Annotated in this window: 17 protein-coding genes and 1 pseudogene; 9 read left to right on the top strand and 9 right to left on the bottom strand. The window is 47.1% G+C overall.

What is annotated here, in order from left to right:
- Positions 1 to 403: 403 nt before the first annotated feature.
- Together MMG03_RS14115 and MMG03_RS14110 are read right to left on the bottom strand one after the other, a co-directional pair.
- Positions 404 to 1,579, bottom strand: coding sequence for a PLP-dependent aspartate aminotransferase family protein (locus tag MMG03_RS14115; protein WP_249506561.1), 1,176 nt, complete (start codon positions 1,577 to 1,579; stop codon positions 404 to 406).
- A 229-nt stretch (positions 1,580 to 1,808) separates the two neighbouring features.
- Complete coding sequence (locus MMG03_RS14110; protein ID WP_073285143.1) at positions 1,809 to 2,927, bottom strand: 5-methyltetrahydropteroyltriglutamate--homocysteine S-methyltransferase; 1,119 nt, start codon at positions 2,925 to 2,927, stop codon at positions 1,809 to 1,811.
- 253 nt (positions 2,928 to 3,180) lie between these two features.
- Here MMG03_RS14110 and MMG03_RS16195 point away from each other — a divergent pair, with 253 nt between their 5' ends.
- Both MMG03_RS16195 and MMG03_RS14100 read left to right on the top strand, forming a co-directional pair.
- Positions 3,181 to 4,938, top strand: a complete 1,758-nt coding sequence (locus MMG03_RS16195; protein WP_073160081.1) for a diguanylate cyclase — start codon at positions 3,181 to 3,183, stop codon at positions 4,936 to 4,938.
- 12 nt (positions 4,939 to 4,950) lie between these two features.
- Positions 4,951 to 6,594 carry an EAL domain-containing protein gene (locus tag MMG03_RS14100; protein WP_249506560.1) on the top strand — a complete coding sequence of 548 codons (1,644 nt, stop codon included), beginning with the start codon at positions 4,951 to 4,953 and terminating at the stop codon, positions 6,592 to 6,594.
- Positions 6,595 to 6,642: 48 nt separating this feature from the next.
- Here MMG03_RS14100 and MMG03_RS14095 read toward each other — a convergent pair whose 3' ends face one another.
- From MMG03_RS14095 to MMG03_RS15980, 5 genes are all read right to left on the bottom strand, one after another.
- Positions 6,643 to 7,128 carry a twin-arginine translocase subunit TatC gene (locus MMG03_RS14095; protein ID WP_249506559.1) on the bottom strand — a complete coding sequence of 162 codons (486 nt, stop codon included), beginning with the start codon at positions 7,126 to 7,128 and terminating at the stop codon, positions 6,643 to 6,645.
- A 100-nt stretch (positions 7,129 to 7,228) separates the two neighbouring features.
- A complete protein-coding gene (locus MMG03_RS14090) occupies positions 7,229 to 8,281 on the bottom strand; it encodes a carboxymuconolactone decarboxylase family protein (protein WP_083539714.1) in 1,053 nt (350 codons plus the stop codon).
- Positions 8,282 to 8,284: 3 nt separating this feature from the next.
- On the bottom strand, positions 8,285 to 9,325 hold the full coding sequence (locus MMG03_RS14085; protein ID WP_112132630.1) for an alpha/beta hydrolase: 1,041 nt from the start codon (positions 9,323 to 9,325) through the stop codon (positions 8,285 to 8,287).
- 159 nt (positions 9,326 to 9,484) lie between these two features.
- Entirely contained in the window at positions 9,485 to 9,949 is a 465-nt protein-coding gene (locus MMG03_RS14080) for a cyclophilin-like fold protein (RefSeq protein WP_146741857.1), read from the bottom strand.
- Positions 9,950 to 9,990: 41 nt separating this feature from the next.
- Positions 9,991 to 10,554, bottom strand: a complete 564-nt coding sequence (locus tag MMG03_RS15980) for a DapH/DapD/GlmU-related protein (protein WP_073285148.1) — start codon at positions 10,552 to 10,554, stop codon at positions 9,991 to 9,993.
- Positions 10,555 to 10,636: 82 nt separating this feature from the next.
- Here MMG03_RS15980 and MMG03_RS14065 point away from each other — a divergent pair, with 82 nt between their 5' ends.
- The 7 genes and pseudogenes from MMG03_RS14065 to MMG03_RS14030 all read left to right on the top strand — a co-directional run bounded on the left by MMG03_RS14065 (position 10,637) and on the right by MMG03_RS14030 (position 15,626).
- The gene (locus MMG03_RS14065; protein ID WP_073285150.1) at positions 10,637 to 11,548 is read left to right on the top strand and encodes a LysR family transcriptional regulator; all 912 of its coding nucleotides are present in this window, start codon (positions 10,637 to 10,639) and stop codon (positions 11,546 to 11,548) included.
- 49 nt (positions 11,549 to 11,597) lie between these two features.
- The gene (locus MMG03_RS14060) at positions 11,598 to 12,062 is read left to right on the top strand and encodes a MerR family transcriptional regulator (RefSeq protein ID WP_073160072.1); all 465 of its coding nucleotides are present in this window, start codon (positions 11,598 to 11,600) and stop codon (positions 12,060 to 12,062) included.
- A 50-nt stretch (positions 12,063 to 12,112) separates the two neighbouring features.
- Positions 12,113 to 12,598: a flavodoxin gene (locus tag MMG03_RS14055; protein WP_199174018.1), complete on the top strand. Its 486-nt coding sequence runs from the start codon at positions 12,113 to 12,115 to the stop codon at positions 12,596 to 12,598.
- Positions 12,599 to 12,645: 47 nt separating this feature from the next.
- On the top strand, positions 12,646 to 13,287 hold the full coding sequence (locus MMG03_RS14050) for a DUF4405 domain-containing protein (RefSeq protein WP_073237093.1): 642 nt from the start codon (positions 12,646 to 12,648) through the stop codon (positions 13,285 to 13,287).
- 145 nt (positions 13,288 to 13,432) lie between these two features.
- Positions 13,433 to 13,810 carry a hypothetical protein gene (locus MMG03_RS14045; RefSeq protein WP_073237096.1) on the top strand — a complete coding sequence of 126 codons (378 nt, stop codon included), beginning with the start codon at positions 13,433 to 13,435 and terminating at the stop codon, positions 13,808 to 13,810.
- 31 nt (positions 13,811 to 13,841) lie between these two features.
- A pseudogene (locus tag MMG03_RS16190) lies at positions 13,842 to 14,275 on the top strand (response regulator transcription factor); the annotation flags it as partial.
- A gap of 1 nt (position 14,276) precedes the next feature.
- Entirely contained in the window at positions 14,277 to 15,626 is a 1,350-nt protein-coding gene (locus MMG03_RS14030) for an ATP-binding protein (protein ID WP_073285158.1), read from the top strand.
- Positions 15,627 to 15,628: 2 nt separating this feature from the next.
- Here MMG03_RS14030 and MMG03_RS14025 read toward each other — a convergent pair whose 3' ends face one another.
- Both MMG03_RS14025 and MMG03_RS14020 read right to left on the bottom strand, forming a co-directional pair.
- Positions 15,629 to 16,195, bottom strand: coding sequence for a TetR/AcrR family transcriptional regulator (locus tag MMG03_RS14025; RefSeq protein ID WP_083539715.1), 567 nt, complete (start codon positions 16,193 to 16,195; stop codon positions 15,629 to 15,631).
- Between the two features lie 16 nt (positions 16,196 to 16,211).
- Entirely contained in the window at positions 16,212 to 17,645 is a 1,434-nt protein-coding gene (locus tag MMG03_RS14020; protein WP_158535530.1) for an alpha-amylase family glycosyl hydrolase, read from the bottom strand.
- Positions 17,646 to 17,751 lie beyond the last annotated feature (106 nt).

Below are 17,751 nucleotides of genomic sequence, written 5' to 3'. Positions count from 1 at the left end.
CGAACAACAAGATAAAGCTACTGATACGGACTGCCTATGGCTTCAGGAACATGAACAACATGCTGTCGCTGATAATGTTGAGCTGTTCCTATGTAGATGTAAAGATAGCCTACGAATGGGAATCGGAATCGAGAGAATCATCTAGCAAGGCTGCCTAAATGCTTCCACACATGTTGATGATGCCTCTTTTTTCCGTACACATTTGTCATTGCGAGGAGCGCTAGCGACGTGGCAATCTAAGCTAGATTCTGCTCCTTCGAACCTAATTCAACTAAGGAACTAAAGTTCCTAGTTTCATATATCGCTTCGCTCAGAATGACACTGACAAGCACCTCATTACATATAAGTCACTCAAAGCGAAGCGTCCTCATACCTCAAAGGCCGCAGGCCACCCTCACACCTCTTAAACATAAGCGCCGTCGTTTCCAGAGTGCAACTCTACAATCGCATTTTCAAAATCCGCAATCAAGTCCTTCACATTTCCAGTTCCCACAGAAAGTCGCAACACACTGGGAGTAATCCCGTTCTTTTCCAAAACATCCCTAGGTACATCCGCGTGAGTCTGGGTAATCGGGTAAGTAATCAAAGATTCCACACCACCAAGGCTTTCGGCAAACTGAACCAACTTCACATTTTCCAAAATATAAAGTGCAAGTTCTCGGGACTCCACCTCGAAAGTTATCATGCTACCAAAACCAGTAGCTTCATCCTTCAAAATATCGTGACCTGGATAATCTTCAAAACCCGGATAATAAACCTTCTTCACATGCTTATTGCTGCGCAGCCACTTTGCAATTTCAAAGGCATTCTGAGACTGACGCTCCATGCGGATCGGCAAAGTCTTGATACCGCGAAGCAAAAGCCAGCTATCGAAAGGTGCAAGGCCCGAGCCCACCGTCTTGATGAGGAAGCGGAATTTTTCCGCAATATCCTGACGGCTCGTAGCAAGGAAGCCCGCCAAGGTATCATTATGACCGCACAAAAACTTGGTTCCGCTTTCAATGACAATGTCGGCGCCCAACTTCAGCGGCTGCAAGAAATACGGCGAAAGGAAAGTGTTATCCACAATGCACAAGATTCCGTGAGTCTTCGCAATTCCCGCGATGCGACGAACAGAAACAATGTTCATCATGGGATTGGTGGGAGTTTCAAAATAAAGGGCCTTGGTATTGGGCTTAATAAAATTTTCAATATTGTCCTGAGCAAAATTTACACGGGTAATTTCTAGACCGTTTTTCTTGCTGACATTATCAAACAGACGAATGCTTCCGCCATATAGATCGGAGTCAATAATAACGTTGTCGCCCGGTTCAAAAATTTCAAAGAGGGCGGTAATGGCCGCCATGCCCGAAGAATAAGCAAGAGCATCTATACCACCTTCCAGCGAAGCTACAATCTTTTCAAGCTGTTCCCTGGTGGGATTTTGCAAGCGGCTATAATCAAAACCGGTAGACTTGCCAACGCCCCTGTGAGCGAAAGTTGCCGTCTGGTAAATGGGAAAACTGATGGATCCCGTAGAATCCTTGTCAAAACGTTTCAAATCACCGTGTATACATCGTGTTTCAATTCCTAAGCTCATGTTCGCGCACTCCTTTTTCGAATGGCCATTAACCTTTTATTTCCTAGCGTTTTAGTAGGATTATTCACGAGACCAAATATAGAAGGCAGTTTTCAATTTGTCCAATACTTAATTTTTAGCGGTTTATATAAGATTTTTTTATACCGCAATACAAGAACGCATACCATAAAAAACAACCGTCCCCCAAAGGGAACGGCCGCCTTTAACCAAATAGAAATTCTTGTCGGCTTTAACCCCAAACTTCTTCGGTAATCTCCTTCACCAAGGCAATCTTTGCCCACTGTTCTTCCACCGTCAACTTGTTGCCCACTTCGCAAGAGGCAAAACCGCACTGGGGGCTAAGAGACAGACGATCCAGCGGAATGTACTTTGCGGCTTCCTTGATGCGGGCGATAACAGCAGCCTTGTCTTCCAGCTGGGGGGTCTTGGAAGTAATCAAGCCAAGGACAACCTTCTTGTCGGCACTCACCTTTGCCAAAGGCTCAAAACCACCAGAGCGTTCGTCATCATATTCCAGGTAGAGGGTGTCCACATTTTCGTTGGCGAAAACGTAATCCGCAACGGAATCGTAGGGGCCGCTAGTAAAATAGGTGGAGTGATAGTTTCCGCGACAGATGTGGGTATTGATAATCAAGTCTTCCGGCGCACCTTCCACAGACAAATTATTCACCAAAAGCAACTGCTTTTTCACATCTTCAAGATCCAGGCCAAGAGCCTTGTAACGCTGGGCGGCAGCATCGCCAACAATGGCGCCCCAGGTACAGTCATCCAGCTGAATCACGCGACAGCCGGCATCATAGAACTGACGGATCACGGCACGGTAAGCGTAAGCGATGTCCTGAATCAGCTCTTCGTTGGTGAGGTAAAACTTGCGGGTAGTCTCGATGTTCTGCGGAACAATCAGCTGCTGGAACAGCTGGGCCGGAGCCGGGAAAGTCTGCTTTGCCACATGTCCTTCAGATTCCAGGGACTTTACAAACCTAAAGTTCTCCACAAAGGGATGCGGTTTCGCCTTGATTTTCCCAACCAAAAAAGTGGCATCCAAATCGGCCACTTCACCGGCAAACTGAACGCCGCCGCCCACACGTTCGTGAGCCACGCCTTCAAATCCCCAGAAGAAATCCAAATGCCAGAACCTACGGTTGTATTCGCCATCGGTAATGTAATGGAGGCCAGCCTTCTTCTGCTTTTCGACCAGCTTCACAATTTCGGGGTTGACAATTTCGTTAAACTGCGTAAGGGTAATCTTACCTTCGTTAAAATCTGCACGAGCCTGCTTTACGGCTGCCGGGCGGAGAAAACTACCAACCACATCAAAATGGGTAATAAGAGCATTGTTCTGAGTCATTTGTCTTTCCTTTTCATGTTTTCGCGGAATCGTACCCGCGCCGCCTTCAAAGGCGGAAGTTATTTATGAACGGCGACAAATATAAAACAGGCAATATTACTTTGTCCAATACTTAATTTTTAGCACTTATTATAGATTTTTCCTATAATAAGACATATCAAATCGAAAATTTTATGATATATTTCTCCAAATTGGAATATATTTTTCTTACATTAATCGGTAAAAGTCGGACATTTTATTCTACATAAGTAACGTGAAACAGTTTCAATTTGAGTTTTCAGGTGTCGGCAAGCTCAAAAGAGAGCTCGATAAAATCAATCAGTGGCGAAAGTCCAAGGTGACCTCCGCTGTCGTTTTTAGTATCTACGCAGAAAACATTGACCAGGAGCAAATCGATCTCGCCTGCGAAATCATCGAGAGCGAAATGCCGGACGCACAGTACCTCGGGTGTTCCACAAACGGAACCATCACCGAAGGCAGACTTTCGGACTCCCCCTTCGTAGTTGTCTGTACCATTTGCGAATACCCTTCTACCCAGGTACACCTACTGCAATATCCTCTATCGGAAGACAATGCACTGGATGCTATCGAGAACCTGAAAAAAGAATTGGAAAAACGTCCTTGGGTTAAAGCCATCGAATTACTAGCGACTATTCGCGGCATGTCCATGACTCCGTTCTGCGAGGCTTGCACCGAAATCAACCCAGACATTCAGATTTTTGGCGGTGGCGCATTCAACATAGACTTGAACAACGACAACGCCTGCGTATTCTCCAAGGCCAGGGGCTATTCAGAAAAAGGCGTCGTCTTCCTGCTTTGCGGAGGCGATGACTTAAACATTCACACCACACATATTACCGGCTGGAAACCCCTGGGTAGGGAATTCCTCGTGACCAAGGCAAACGGAAGCATCTTGCAGGAACTGGACGGCAAGCCGGCCTACGACGCCTACTACAAGTATCTGAACATTCCCAACAACGAGCATTTCTTCTACAACACCCTAGAATTTCCCTTCTTCTACAAACATCATGGAATCAACATCCTGAGAGCCCCCATCGCAAGTAACGCCGACGGGTCCCTCACCATGACTTCCAACATTGAAGAAAACGTCTACGCGAGAATTGCCTATGGCGATCCATGGACCATTCTTAACAGTATTGAAGAAGGTGGCCGCAAAATTGCGGAATTCCAACCTGAGATCCTAAAGGTTTTCTCTTGCGCCGCTCGCAGAACATTCTGGGGCAACGACGAAATCAGTAAAGAAACAGGTCCGTTCCAGAGCATCGCACCCACTTCGGGTTTCTACACTTCCGGCGAATTCCTTCGTACCGACAAGGATCTGATCCAGCATAACGTCACCCTAGTCATCGCCGCCATGCGCGAAGGACCCATCGATGACAAGGCCCATTTCGAAATGGATTCCGAAAATTTCTCGGGCAAGGTTTCAATGATCAGCCGACTGGCAAAATTCATCGAAGCCGCTACAGCGGAACTGGCCGAAGCCAACCAGAAACTGGCAAAGATGGCTATCGAAGACAGCTTAACCAATCTCTGCAACCGTGCCGAAACCCAACGCAGAATCAGGGAAGCTCTGGAAGATTACAACAACACTGGCAAAAAGGTCAGTCTCATTATGATGGACATCGACAACTTCAAGATGGTCAACGACACCTACGGCCATAAGGAAGGAGACAACGTCATCCTCGGCCTTACAAAGGTCATCAAGGAAACCGTCGAAAAGAGCAACCCCGACGCTTCTTGCGGTCGCTGGGGCGGCGAAGAATTCATGGTAGTTCTTCCCGGCATCGATTGCCATAAAGCGGCAGAAATCGCAAACGAAATCAGGACATCCTTTGCAGCAATCTTGTTCCCCAAGGCACGACGAAAAACAATCAGTGTCGGCGTCGTAGAAGCACTGCGAGGCGAGAACGCCGACATGGTCTGTGTACGAGTCGATAGCGCTCTATACGAAGCAAAGAACAATGGCAAGAATCAGGTTTTTATCGGGTAATGGAGACACAAAATGAATACGCAAAAATTAGACGCTCTTTTTGAAGCTTACTCCATCGCCGCAGACGGCGCATACGTTTATGTATGCGACATCAAGAACGATTACTCCAAATGGTCCAAGGCCGCAGTTGACTACTTCGGCCTTCCCGGAGAATACATGGAAAGCGCAGGTCACATCTGGCTTGGCCACATCAGCCCCGACGACCGTGAAGATTTCGAAACCAGCATTGCAGACGTCTTTGAGGGTAGAGAAAAAAGTCACAACATCCAGTACCGAGCAATGGCCAAAGACGGCAAATACGTTCTTTGCACCTGCAGCGGAGTATCCATTCCCGACGATGACGGAACCCCGGCGTACTTCTGCGGAATCATCAAGAATCACGATTGCCTGAACTACACGGATTCCATCACAAATCTCCGCAGCCTTTACGGTTTCCTGGAAGATATCAAAGGCTGCCTATGGAAAAAGCAGAAAATCAGCACCATCATAATCGGACTTGAGGATTTCTCCAGAGCAAACGACATCTACAACTACGCCTTCGGAAACAGAATCCTCCGCAAGTTCGGTTCTATCTTGCAGCAGGCATTCCGCGGTATGGGCACTACCTACCGTATGGACGGAACAAAGTTTGCCGTTATTTCCGAGAATTCCTCCATCGAGGAACTGAATACAGTCTACCGCGACGTGCAGGAATTGGTGGCACAGAACTTCTACGTGGCATCGGACCGTATCGCCCTTTCACTTTGCGCAGGGGCAGTTACTATTGCAGACTTTTCCGTTACCGCAGACACAGTCTATTCCTGCCTAAAATACGCCTTTGCGGAATCCAAGAACTCCCGCCATGGAGACCTGTATCTTTTCGAAGAAGCCCTGAACAACGATCAGAAGGACACTCTGAAAAGAATCAACTTCATTCGCAACTGCATCATCGACAACTGCAGCGGTTTCTACCTCTGTTACCAGCCCGTAGTTGACACAAAAACCGAAATATTGAAAGGAGCCGAAGCCCTGATCCGCTGGCGTAGCGACGTCTATGGCGTGGTTCCGCCGCTATCCTTCATTCCCGTTTTGGAACAGGACAGCCTCTTCCCAAAACTGGGCAAATGGATCCTGAGACAGGCCCTTATAGACTGCAAGAAAATTCTGATGGGCAATCCAGGTTTTATCATCAACGTGAACCTCTCTTACGCCCAGCTGGAAAAGGGTGATTTCGCCCAGGATGTCATAGACATTCTTGAAGAAACTCAGTTCCCTGCAGAAAACCTCTGCCTTGAAATTACAGAACGCTGCCGCCTGCTGAACATCAATCAGTTAAAGAAGATATTCAGCGCTCTCCGCAAAAAGGGCGTGCGCATCGCTTTGGACGATTTCGGCACAGGTTTCTCCTCGCTGGGAATTCTGCGCGACCTTCCGGTGAACACCGTGAAAATCGACCGCGGCTACGTCATGAATATCGAAAATGACGCTAAGGATAGAAACACGGTAAAGTTCATCAGCGACCTTGCAAAATCCTTCTCTGCAGAAGTCTGCGCCGAGGGTATCGAAACCGAAGGTATGCGCAACGAACTTCGTGAACTCAACGTCACAAGCCTCCAGGGATACTACTATTCTAAGCCCATTGAAATCGGTGAATTCCTGAAAAAGTTTTGCAAGTAAGCACTTGTAAAAAACGAAGCAAAAAAAACGCTAGGAAGCCAGGGCTTTCTAGCGTTTTTTGAACCTGCGGGCAGCAAGAAGCCCTGCCTCAAAAAGTAGATAAGTAGGCACACCTAGAATCAGTTGGCTGACAATGTCCGGCGGCGTGAGTAGGGCGGCAAGGACCAGAATGCCCACCACCACATAGGGGCGCGCGTGGCATACAGTTTCGTAATAGACAATGTCAGCACGGATCAGGGCGTACGTTACCAAAGGAAACTGGAACATACATCCAAAGGCAAGGGAGAGCCAAAGAGCAAGCGTCACAATATTGGAAACGCCAAAGATAGGCTGCAAAGTTTTACTTTGGAAACTCATGCCGAACTTTACAAGCAGCGGAAAACAAATCCCCAGGCAGAAAACCACACCGGCAATAAACAGCCCGCAAGTCATCCACACAATAGAGCGCACGAACCGCCGTTCATTTTCATAAAGGCCCGACAGAACAAATTTCCAGAGGTTCCAGGCGATGCAGGGCGAACAGACAATATTCACAAATAACAAAAAAAGCACCGGGACGCTGATGTGGCATCCCGACGACTTTCACTTCTTTTTCAACTTTCGTTCGGTAGATCGGAGACGTTAAATTTGACAATTACGGAAGCTTATCATATTCCGCGTCAACGACAGGTTCCAACCATTCGTTACTCGCGCCTTCTTTCACATGAGTGTGGTAAGTCAAATGTTGGAACCAGGAATCCTTGGCAGCACCATGCCAGTGCTTCTTGCCTTCGGGAATAGCAACAACTGTACCCGGAGTCATTTCCAGAGGTTCCTTACCTTCTTCAACGTACCAACCACGGCCAGAGACAGCGATCAGAACCTGGACCTGGTTATGATGCACATGCCAGTTGTTGCGGCAACGGGGTTCAAAAGTCACGTTGATGGGGCCACCATTTTCCGCATCCATAGGAGCCAAATAGCTTTTGCCGATAAAGTACTTTGCAAAACCGTCGTTAGGAACACCGCGGGGCCACGGGGAATCACCGCCATACATTCCAGGAATCAGCTTGGCATCCTGCAATGTCATGGTAATGCTTTCCACCTGCTGTTCCGTAAGGCCCGCTTTAACAGCTCCAGCCTTGTGACTTGCCAACTGCGGATGAACACCGTCCATTCCGCTGAGAGCCGCCACAGTAACCAATTCTCGTTCCTGCATGGTCAAATTGTTGCGAGCAAAAATATCGCCGAACAAATGAGCCTTCAGGTAATAATCTGTTGCGGGGGCAAAGGCGTAATTGAATTTCCCGAAAAGTTTTGTCTGCACTTCAGTTCCCGCTTTCAATGCATTGAAATTCTTGGGAAGCGGAGAGGCATCCTTACCTTCAACAGTTTTCTTGCCCTGTTCCTTACGCTGATCCAGAACTTTCTGCAAAGTTCCCAAAGCGTTTAGAGAACGGGGGAATCCGGTATAGGCGTAAAGCTGAGAAAGAGCTTCCTTGACCTGATTTACAGAGAGGCCATCATCAAGACCCTTGTCAATCGCCTTGCTAAGCTTTGCCAAGTCACCCTTGGCTTCCAAGCAAGCGATAATGGCCATGTCCTGCTGCTGAATGGTAAGAACGTTTTTCATGATTTGACCATAAGAAACACTTGCGAATGCAAGTGTTGCTAGAGAAGTGACGAACAATTTTTTCAGGATATTCATAGTTTACTTCAGGTTTTCCGTATAGAACTTTTCCAACTTATCCCAGGGAATAAAATTCTTGTTTTCGCCACCATCGTAAAGGTCCGTATGGTTAGCATCCTTGATGACAAGCAGTTCCTTGTTGGAGGGCACCGGGTTAGCCTTGATTCCTGCAGCGGGATTTCCTTCCACCATGTACTTGTAGGCATCCTTGCCGAAATAGAGGGAATGGGCCTTTTCGCCATGCATTACGAGAACAGCGCTGCGGATTTCATTGGTGTAACGGAGGAAGCGTGCGTTTGCATAAGCCTGAGTGCCAATAGCATTCCAGCCGTCATTGGAATTGCCGGAACGTTTGTGGTATCCGCGAGGAGTCTTGTAGTAGCCAAAATAATCCTTCACGAACTGGGGTGCATCAGCAGGGAGCGGGTCCACAACGCCACCGGCGCGAAGATGCTTGCCTTCAGCATAATCCTTGGCGCGCTGGGCGGCGATAGCCTGGCGAGCCCTGTAACGAGCCTCTTCGTTATCTTCGGAATCGAAGTAACCGTTTCCGCCCACACGAGTCATGTCGTACATGGTAACTGCTGTAGTTGCCTTGATACGGGTGTCTGCTGCGGCAGCATTCAAGCCGATTCCACCCCATCCGCAAATACCGATAATGCCGATGCGGTTGGCGTCCACATTTTCCTGAGCTTCCAGGAAATCAACAGCAGCAAGGAAGTCTTCTGTATTGATGTCTGGAGATGCGGTACGGCGAGGCATGCCGCCACTTTCGCCTGTAAAGCTGGGGTCAAAGGCAATAGTCAAGAAACCTCGTTCAGCCATAGTCTGTGCATAAAGACCGCTGGACTGTTCCTTGATGGCACCGAAAGGACCAGAAACAGCGATGGCAGGGAACTTGCCGTTTGCTGCCAACTTGGCATCCTTAGGAATGTACATGTCGGCAGCCAAGGTAATGCCGAAGTTATTGACGAAGGTGACCTTCTTGTGATCCACCTTTTCGCTCTTGGGGAAAACCTTATCCCATTCCTGGGTCAGTTCCAGTTTTTCAACTTGTTGCATAGTAGTCTCGTTTGCAGAATAGTTAATGGTATTTTTCTGAGCGGCCGCAGATTCATTTGCCTTATCGCAATTTGTCTTGTCACAGCAGGCGGTGAAAAGTGTGGCGCTCAGCGCAAGGCCGGCAGCAACCTTAAGAGTATTATTAATCATGATTGTTCCTTATTTTGAAAAGGTGATTTTGACATTGCCGCTTCCCAACGCTTTGGAAAGGCCCGTAGTATCTTTAAGTTTCCCGATGGGGGTATAGCTATAGCCCCCTGCGTCTCCATAGAAAAGGACAAGGCAATCGTTACCATAAAGCATCAAATTTCCTGCAAGGACCTTGTCAAAGTACTTGGCATTTGTGGGGAGCTCTACGCCATAATGGTATTTTTCATTTCCATGAAGTTCATTCATGTCAAGAGTCAGAGGCAATTTCGAAAGGAACGCCTTACCCGTTTCTGAATTCTCGATCATGGCGACAAAGGAAACTTCGCCAACCGAGACTTTAATATTGCTGTTAGCAATCTCATTCGTCTCCATCTTTTCAGTTGTCGGAGCAGATATAATTCCGCCAGCATTTTCAGTCGTATTTCCACTTACCGGTTCAGAAGACGAGGCCGCGGTAGACAAACTACAACCCATTAGAAAAAATAGAGCCAGAATCCCGATGAACCTTTTCATGGTTAAACTTCCTTGATTTTCCTTGCAGGTACCCCTGCCACCACTGTTCTTGGGACCACATTTTTTGTGACCACCGCCCCGGCAGCAACTATGGCTCCAGCGCCAATCCTTACGCCCGGCAAAATAATGGCACCGGCACCAATCCATACATTTTCTTCAATATGAATCGGTTTGAAAACCATATCCCCACGATGTTCAGGATCGGAATTGTGGTTTATGGTGCAAAGGGTAACATTGTGACCGATCAAGGCTCCGTCACCAATGTAGATGCCGCCTTGGTCCTGGAACTTGCAGCCAGAATTAATGAACACATTCTCGCCGATAAAGGTATTCTTGCCACAATCCGTATTGAAAGGCGGGAACATGCCGAAATTCTTGGGCAAATCAATTTCCCAAAGTTCAGAAAGCAGTTGATGGAGTTTTTCAGGTTCGTTGTAAGCACCATTGATTTTCGCAGTAATGCGCATGGCCTGCTGTGAAAACAGGTGCATTGTCTGGTGAACATCGGAGCCAGCAACCACAGGCTTGCCAGACTCCATATAATTTCGGAACTCTTCTACGGTCATGGTCTAAATTTAGCCATGAATTTCACAAATAACCAATACTTTGTTTTCATACCGAACTATAACTTTTAGTTATATTTGGAGTATGGAACTACGTCATCTTCGCTATTTTCTCGCTGTCGCCCATGAACAGAACTTTACAGCGGCAGCAAATCTTATGTGCGTTTCGCAACCTGCACTTTCCAAGCAGATTAAAGATCTTGAGAAAGAAATCGGCAAGCCACTTTTTATCCGCGGTTCAAAAATAGTCCAGCTTACAGATGCGGGGCTGTTCCTGAAACAGCGCGCCGAAGATATTCTGGAATTATCCAACAGAACCCTCACAGAATTGAAAGCGGACGAAGCTGAAATTACCGGAGAAATCAATGTGGTCTGTGGCGAAATAGAAGGCGTATCCTTCGTTGCACAGGCAATCAAGAAAATGAATCGTCGCTACCCGAAGGTAAAATTTAACATGACTACTGGCGACGAAGAAACTGTACGCTACCAGTTGGACAAAGGCATCGCTGATTTCGGCATGTTTGTGGACTTGACAGTTCTTCCGAATTATGAATGTATTTCCGTGCCCATTGCATCTCCTTGGGGTGTTATGACCTGGAAAGGGAATCGCCTTGCAAAAAAGAAGTTCGCCACCCCGAAAGATCTACTGAACATGCCTCTGATTCTTTCGCGACAGATGCGGAACAATAACACACTCGCCACCTGGCTGGGCTACAGCACTGATAAACTGAACGTAGTAGGCACCAACGACATGCTTTACAACGCATCGAAATTGACCGAAGCCGAAGTCGCCAGCGTCATCACTATTGACGGAATCATAAACACAAGAGGCACGAAACTTTGCTTTGTTCCCTTCAAGCCCCTGTTCCCCATCAAGGTCGCCGTCGCCTGGAAAAAGAACCGCATCGCCACCAAGGCCTGCGAAAAGTTCCTGGAAATCCTGCGAGAAATGGAACAGAAACCTATAAGTCGTGGATTTTTCACAAAATCCCCTTGACCTAGAGCTAACTCTAGGTGCTATATTGTAGGGTACATAAGGAGACTTTATGGGTTATTCTATTGGTGAAGTGACAAAGAAAACAGGGCTTTCGGTCCATACGTTACGTTATTATGAAAAGGAAGGCCTGCTGCCTTTCGTAACGAAAAACAGTTCCGGCATTCGAGTATATTCAGACTCAGATTTGCAATGGCTTTCCATGATTGAATGTCTCAAGAAGTCTGGCCTGCAGATCAAGGAAATCCGCCAGTACATCGAATGGTATCGCAAGGGGGATTCCACCCTCAAGCAGCGCCTGGATCTTTTCGTGAAGCGCCGCATCGCATTGGAAGCGGAGATGGAGCGTTTGAATACGGTCATGAACAAGATCCGTTTTAAGGAAATCCTATACACTGAGGCAGTGAAGTTGGGAAGTCTTGACGCCGCCGAACAGCAAAAGAAAATACAACAACTGAAGAAAAAGCTGTTTGATTCGCCGGGTGATTTCGACAAGGTCATGCAGGAAACGGCATAGAGGTTTTTATGAAAAAATTCATCATCGCTTTAATTCTAGGAGTATTTGGAATGGCAACAGCAAATGCAAAGACCGCAGTAGTTTACTTCAGCGCTACCGGCACCACCAAGAAAGTGGCAGAGACAACCGCCAAGGCCGTAGGTGGCGACTTATTCGAAGTGGTACCTGAACAGGCTTACACTTCTGCAGACTTAAATTGGAATGACAAGAAGTCCCGTTCCACAAAGGAAAGCAACGATCCCAAGAGCCGCCCGGCCATCAAGAACAAGATTGACTTGGCTGGTTACGACACCGTTATTTTGGCATACCCCATTTGGTGGGGCCTGGCACCCAAAATCATGTACACGTTCGTTGAAAGCCAGAGCTTCGAAAAGAAGAATGTCATTGGCATTTGCACCAGTGGCGGCAGCGGTTTCGGCCAGAGTGGCAAGGACTTGAGTGCTCACGCGAAGGGCGCCATTTACAAAGGCGGCAAGGAATTCAACCACGGCTCCGAAGCAGAAATCAAGAAGTTCGTGGAAGGACTGCTGAAGTAAGGTTCGTCGCCGAAGGGGTCGCAGAATGTTCGTCGCGACGGAATAAAATGCGCGCAGTAAAAATTCTCATAGACGTTGTGATGTACGGCAGTTTCCTGTACCTTATGAGTTACGGGGCTGTCCATGATTTGCCGCAACACGGCCGAGTGGGAATTTCCCTATTCGTCTTATTTGTGATCCATCATGTTCTGAACCGCTGGTTTTATAAGACTATTTTGAAAGGCCAATGGAACGCACGCCGCATTTTTCTGAACGTCACCGACTGGATTTTATTCGCCTTGATGATCACCATGGCCATCAGCTCCATTTTTATGAGCGGCCTAGCATTTGAATGGTCATCCATCAAAACTACGCAAACCTCGCGACAACTTCATTTGGCAAGTTGCAGCTGGGGCTTTATGGTGATGCTCGTTCACCTGGGAATTCATTTAGAAGGCGTTCTGAAAAAGTTGGAGAACCGTTGCAACACATGGCAACGAGTTTTATTTTTTGTCGCCTACATCGCAGCCATTGCAGCAGGTATTTACTGCTTTAAAGAAGCCCAACTTTACGTTTATATGTTCGTTACCGGCGGCTGGAAACTTGCAGCTAGCAGCACAACGGCCGCCGTACTTCAACTACTCGGAATCTCCGCTGGTGTATGCGCGCTGATGCGTGTAGTGAAAAGTACTTTTGTAAAATCTCCTTAGGCCCCTTGCCCGTTTTGTAGCATCTACCTACATTACTGTCCGACGCGTTTCTCTATCGAATGGAGAAGTGCGTCTTTTTTTATTCTAAGTTTTCAGAATTGAGAAGACGCCTCTAGCAAGAATAATTAGAAACAAGAGGTGCCGTATGACGAATGTTCAAAAAGGTTGTGTCAATATATGGATAGATGAGGTAGTCCCTTGTCTTAAGGATTCTGAAACGGGCGAGATAAAAGAAACATTTGTATTCAGGGTCGAAAGCAAGGCTTGCATTAAGACATTTACCGAGAAGAATGGGTGGGGAATCGATTGGGAGACAATCCCCAAAGACGTCAAAATCTACGCTCTAGTTTTAAAGGATGATAATCAGATTCAAGGTCTTGTCGGAATCAAGAAAGACGATGTTATGAAGGCAGCTTACCTGCATTGGGCTTGTACCGCTCCATGGAACAACAAGCATGTTCTTGGTACGCAGAAGTATAGCGGCGTCGGAGGTCATTTATTTGCAATAGCGGTGGACGGATGAAAAGCTACGTAATACCGCGACAAATGAAGGTGAAAAACCGAATCTATTTGTTTTGGATATTATGCTTCCCGGTGAAGATGGTCTGAGCATCCTAAAGAGATTGCGTGCACAGTCTTTCACCAGTCAGGTTCCTGTAATGATGCTGACTGCGAAGGGTACGGAGCTGGATAAGGTGAAGGGGCTGGATTTGGGGGCTGACGATTACTTGACAATCGCCATATTGTTTCTGTAGAGGGCCATACTCGCGATTTGACGTTTAAGGAATACGAACTTTTAAAGTTGCTAATGCAACGCCCAGGCATTGTTTTTAGCCGCCAAGAAATTATGGAACGTGTGTGGGGTGTTGATTTCACACTGGAAACCCGCACGGTGGATATGCATGTAAAAACCTTGCGCCAGAAACTTGGTGAAAAAAATGATATCATCAAGACCATTCGAAACGTGGGCTATAAGGCGGAGGTTTAAAATGCAAGTACGAATCCGAATGAGTTTGATTTATGTGGGCGTACTCGCTACCATTTTTGCTGTTTATTTTTCTGTCCAAGTCTTTGAAGAGACCATGGAAGAACAGCTTCAAAATTCTTTACGCCAAAATGCCCATTTGATTGAAGCCGCGTATAACCAGACTCCTACGAAGGAATTGAAAAAGTTCACGACGGATTCATTACGCATCACGTTGATTTCCAAAGAAGGGAATGTTCTATTTGAAAGTGATCGGGAATCCAGTAAGATGGAAAATCATCTGCGTCGACCCGAGGTGATTTCCGCGTTTGAAACTGGCTCCGGAAAGGGAATGCGTCATTCGGTGACTTTGGATGCGAACATCTATTATTATGCCTTGAAACTTTCTGATGGAAATATATTGCGCCTTGGTATGCGTCAGGCTAATATCCAGCGGGCGATTTCCAGGACCACTCCTTATTTACTTGGACTGATTGGCGTTATCATTGTTGTTTCTATACTCATCACGGTGGGACTCAGCAGAGCCTTCGTGCGGCCTATTAAGAAACTTTCTGAAAAATTGGATGATGCGGAAATTCTTGATGATGATTGCTTGTATAAAGAAATCGCTCCTTTTGTAAAGACCATTCGGAATAAAAATCGCGAGCTAGCCATTACCATTGAAAAGCTTCACGATGAGGAGCAGAAAACAGCCCGTCTAAAAGATGAGTTTACTGCCAATGCTGCTCATGAATTAAAAACTCCGCTTACGACAATTTCGGGCTATGCGGAAATGCTGGAAACCGGAATCGCCAAGCCGGAAGATACTGTTCGTTTTGCGGGTAAAATTCATAGCGAAGCAAAACGCATGCTTTCCATCACCAACGACATCATGACCCTTTCCAAATTGGATAAGCCTGGTGAACGTACAATCAATCTCAATGAATCTGTGGATTTGTGGAGTGTGGCCGATAACTGCATTAGTGTCCTTGCGCTTAATGCCAATAAAAAGAATATCATGCTTTCGTTGCAAGGCGACGCAGATTCAGAAATTAAAGGCAATGGAAACTTGATTTTTGAATTGATCTACAATCTGGTGGATAATGCCATCCGTTACACCAATGAAAACGGCAAGGTGGATGTGATCGTTTCCAAGAATTCCGTTTCTGTTATGGACAATGGTATAGGCATTCCTGAAGAATGCAAGAACCGTGTTTTTGAACGTTTCTTCCGTGTGGACAAAAGCCACTCCCGCGAAACTGGCGGAACGGGCCTCGGCCTTGCCATCGTAAAGCATGTGGCCGAAGTTCATCACGCAAAAATAGAGATGAAATCTATTGTTGGCGTGGGAACGGAAATCAAGGTTGAATTTTAGAACTACGAGAAAATTCCGTGCATAAACTGATGACAGGTGTCGTAAACGTCCCTGTCATTTAGTTTTATAAGGCCGCTGAAATAGGCCTGGATGCTGGCGTTGATGATGCCGAGGAATGTGTAGGCGTAACGCTGATGGCGACCCTTCATGTTGCCGTGATCTTTGCTTGCGGCAAGGAAAAGTTCTGAGAGCGCAGTCCACTGTTTTTCACAGAGGGGGAGGACTTCGTCGTGGATGTCACCTTCGGTAGGGGTGTTGCTCATGCACAAGAACCAGGCGTAAAATTCCGGGTCCTTCTTGGCGAATTCAAAATAGACGCGGGCAACGGATTCCAAGGTCTTGACCACATCGTGATTGTAATCGGCGGCGGTCTCGAAATCCTTCCAGAAAATTTCCAGATGGGTACTGAGGAGGGCGTTCAGAAGGCCCCGCTTGTTTCCGAAGTAATGGTACAGCGTGGGCTTGCCTACACCTGCGGCGTCGGCGATTTTTTGCACGCCGGTAGCATCGTAGCCTTCCTTGCGGAAAAGGATCAGAGCCTGCTGTAATAAAACTTCTTTTGTGGTCATGATTCAAATATACTTTTTATGTACCGCTAGGTACAAGGATGCGGCCCCACTTGGGCGGAATTATGACGGTAATTTTGCCGTTGCTGATTTTGATGAAATCGTTGGAAAGAAGGTCTCGCAGATTTTTCAAGGAATTCATTTTAGGTGTGCGCGTAAAATGTCTGCGCAAGTCAATTTCAAATTGAACGGGTGCGTCCTGGAGATTTATAAGAACAAGGGCATCACCATTTTGGTGTGTTCGCCAGAAGGCCAATTGTTGGGAGTGAACGAATTCCTGTTGATAGCCGCCATCGCGCAAGGCGTCGCAATCCAAGCGGATGCCTGCCAGGTGACGGATTTCGGAAAGTAGATTTTCTTTGTCCGTAGAGTTTGCAGGTAGAACGGCCGCAGACTTTGGGTAATTATCGAAACGAATGCGGCCCTGCTCGATGTGCATAGAGGGACGCAAATTCCAGTCGTCGCAACCGCCCTTAATTGCTTCCAAACCAAATTCCTCGCCGTAATAAATAGTGGGCACTCCCGGCATGGTATAGAACAGCAGATGCTGAACGAAATTGTCCTGCTTATTTTTCAGCTGGCTGTAAATGCGGTTGGTGTCATGATTCTCGTTAAAAAGCTGGAGTCTCGCGCCCTTGCAGGTTCCGCTCTTGTCATCAAAAAATTGATTCAAGTTGTAGGCCAGTTCAAACATGTTCCCGTCATTCAGGGAACTCCAGCAGGATTTATAGGTCTGATAGTTGGTCACGGAGTTTAGGCCCGCTTCAAGCCAACGCCTGGGATCTCCGAAAACCACTTCTCCCATCATCCAGAAATCCGCACGCTTTTGGTGGCAGGCGGTTGCAAGATGTCGCAGAAAATCTAAATCCATATCCTCCGCGGCGTCAATACGGATTCCGTCAATGCCAAATTCATCCATCCAGTATTCTGCACAATGAATCAGTTCTCGCTCCACTTCGGGATTCCGCAGGTTGAACGCTGGCAGTTCCTGAAAGCCGGCCCAGCAATCCACTGTAAAGGAGTCTCCGCAAAGGTTGGGCGTATTGAATCGCGGATTGCGATACCAGCCCGCATAAGGGGAATTCTGCCCCTTTTCCCGAAGGTCCCTGTAGGCGAAATGATGTCTGGAGGAATGGTTCCACACGGCGTCAAAAAATACATGGAAGCCTGCGTCGTGGAAATCGCGAACCATCTGCTTCAAGTCTTCGTTATTTCCTAGGCGGGGGTCCAGCTGGTACATATCCGTCACGTCGTAACCGTGGGTCTCGCTTTTAAAAACGGGACCCAGCAAGATGGAATCAGCCCGCAAGCTTTGCAAGTGAGGAATAAGGCTAGTGAGCACGCGGATGTTTCGGTAGGGCACGTGATTCGTGCTTGCGTTGGAAATGACGCCATCGGCGACATTACGTAATGCTCCCAGCGGGAAAACGTGATAAATGTGATTCGGCCTCATGGGAACCTCCCTAAAAATTACATATACCGTTCGGTATATTGCAAATATAGTATACCGATTGGTATATTTACAAGGGGAGAGTGAAAATTTCCGAAAAAGAGACTTC

The organism is Fibrobacter sp. HC4 (assembly GCF_023373925.1).
GTDB lineage: Bacteria > Fibrobacterota > Fibrobacteria > Fibrobacterales > Fibrobacteraceae > Fibrobacter.
The sequence above is the reverse complement of the archived record's forward strand: the minus strand, read 5'-3'. Positions and strand labels throughout refer to the sequence as shown.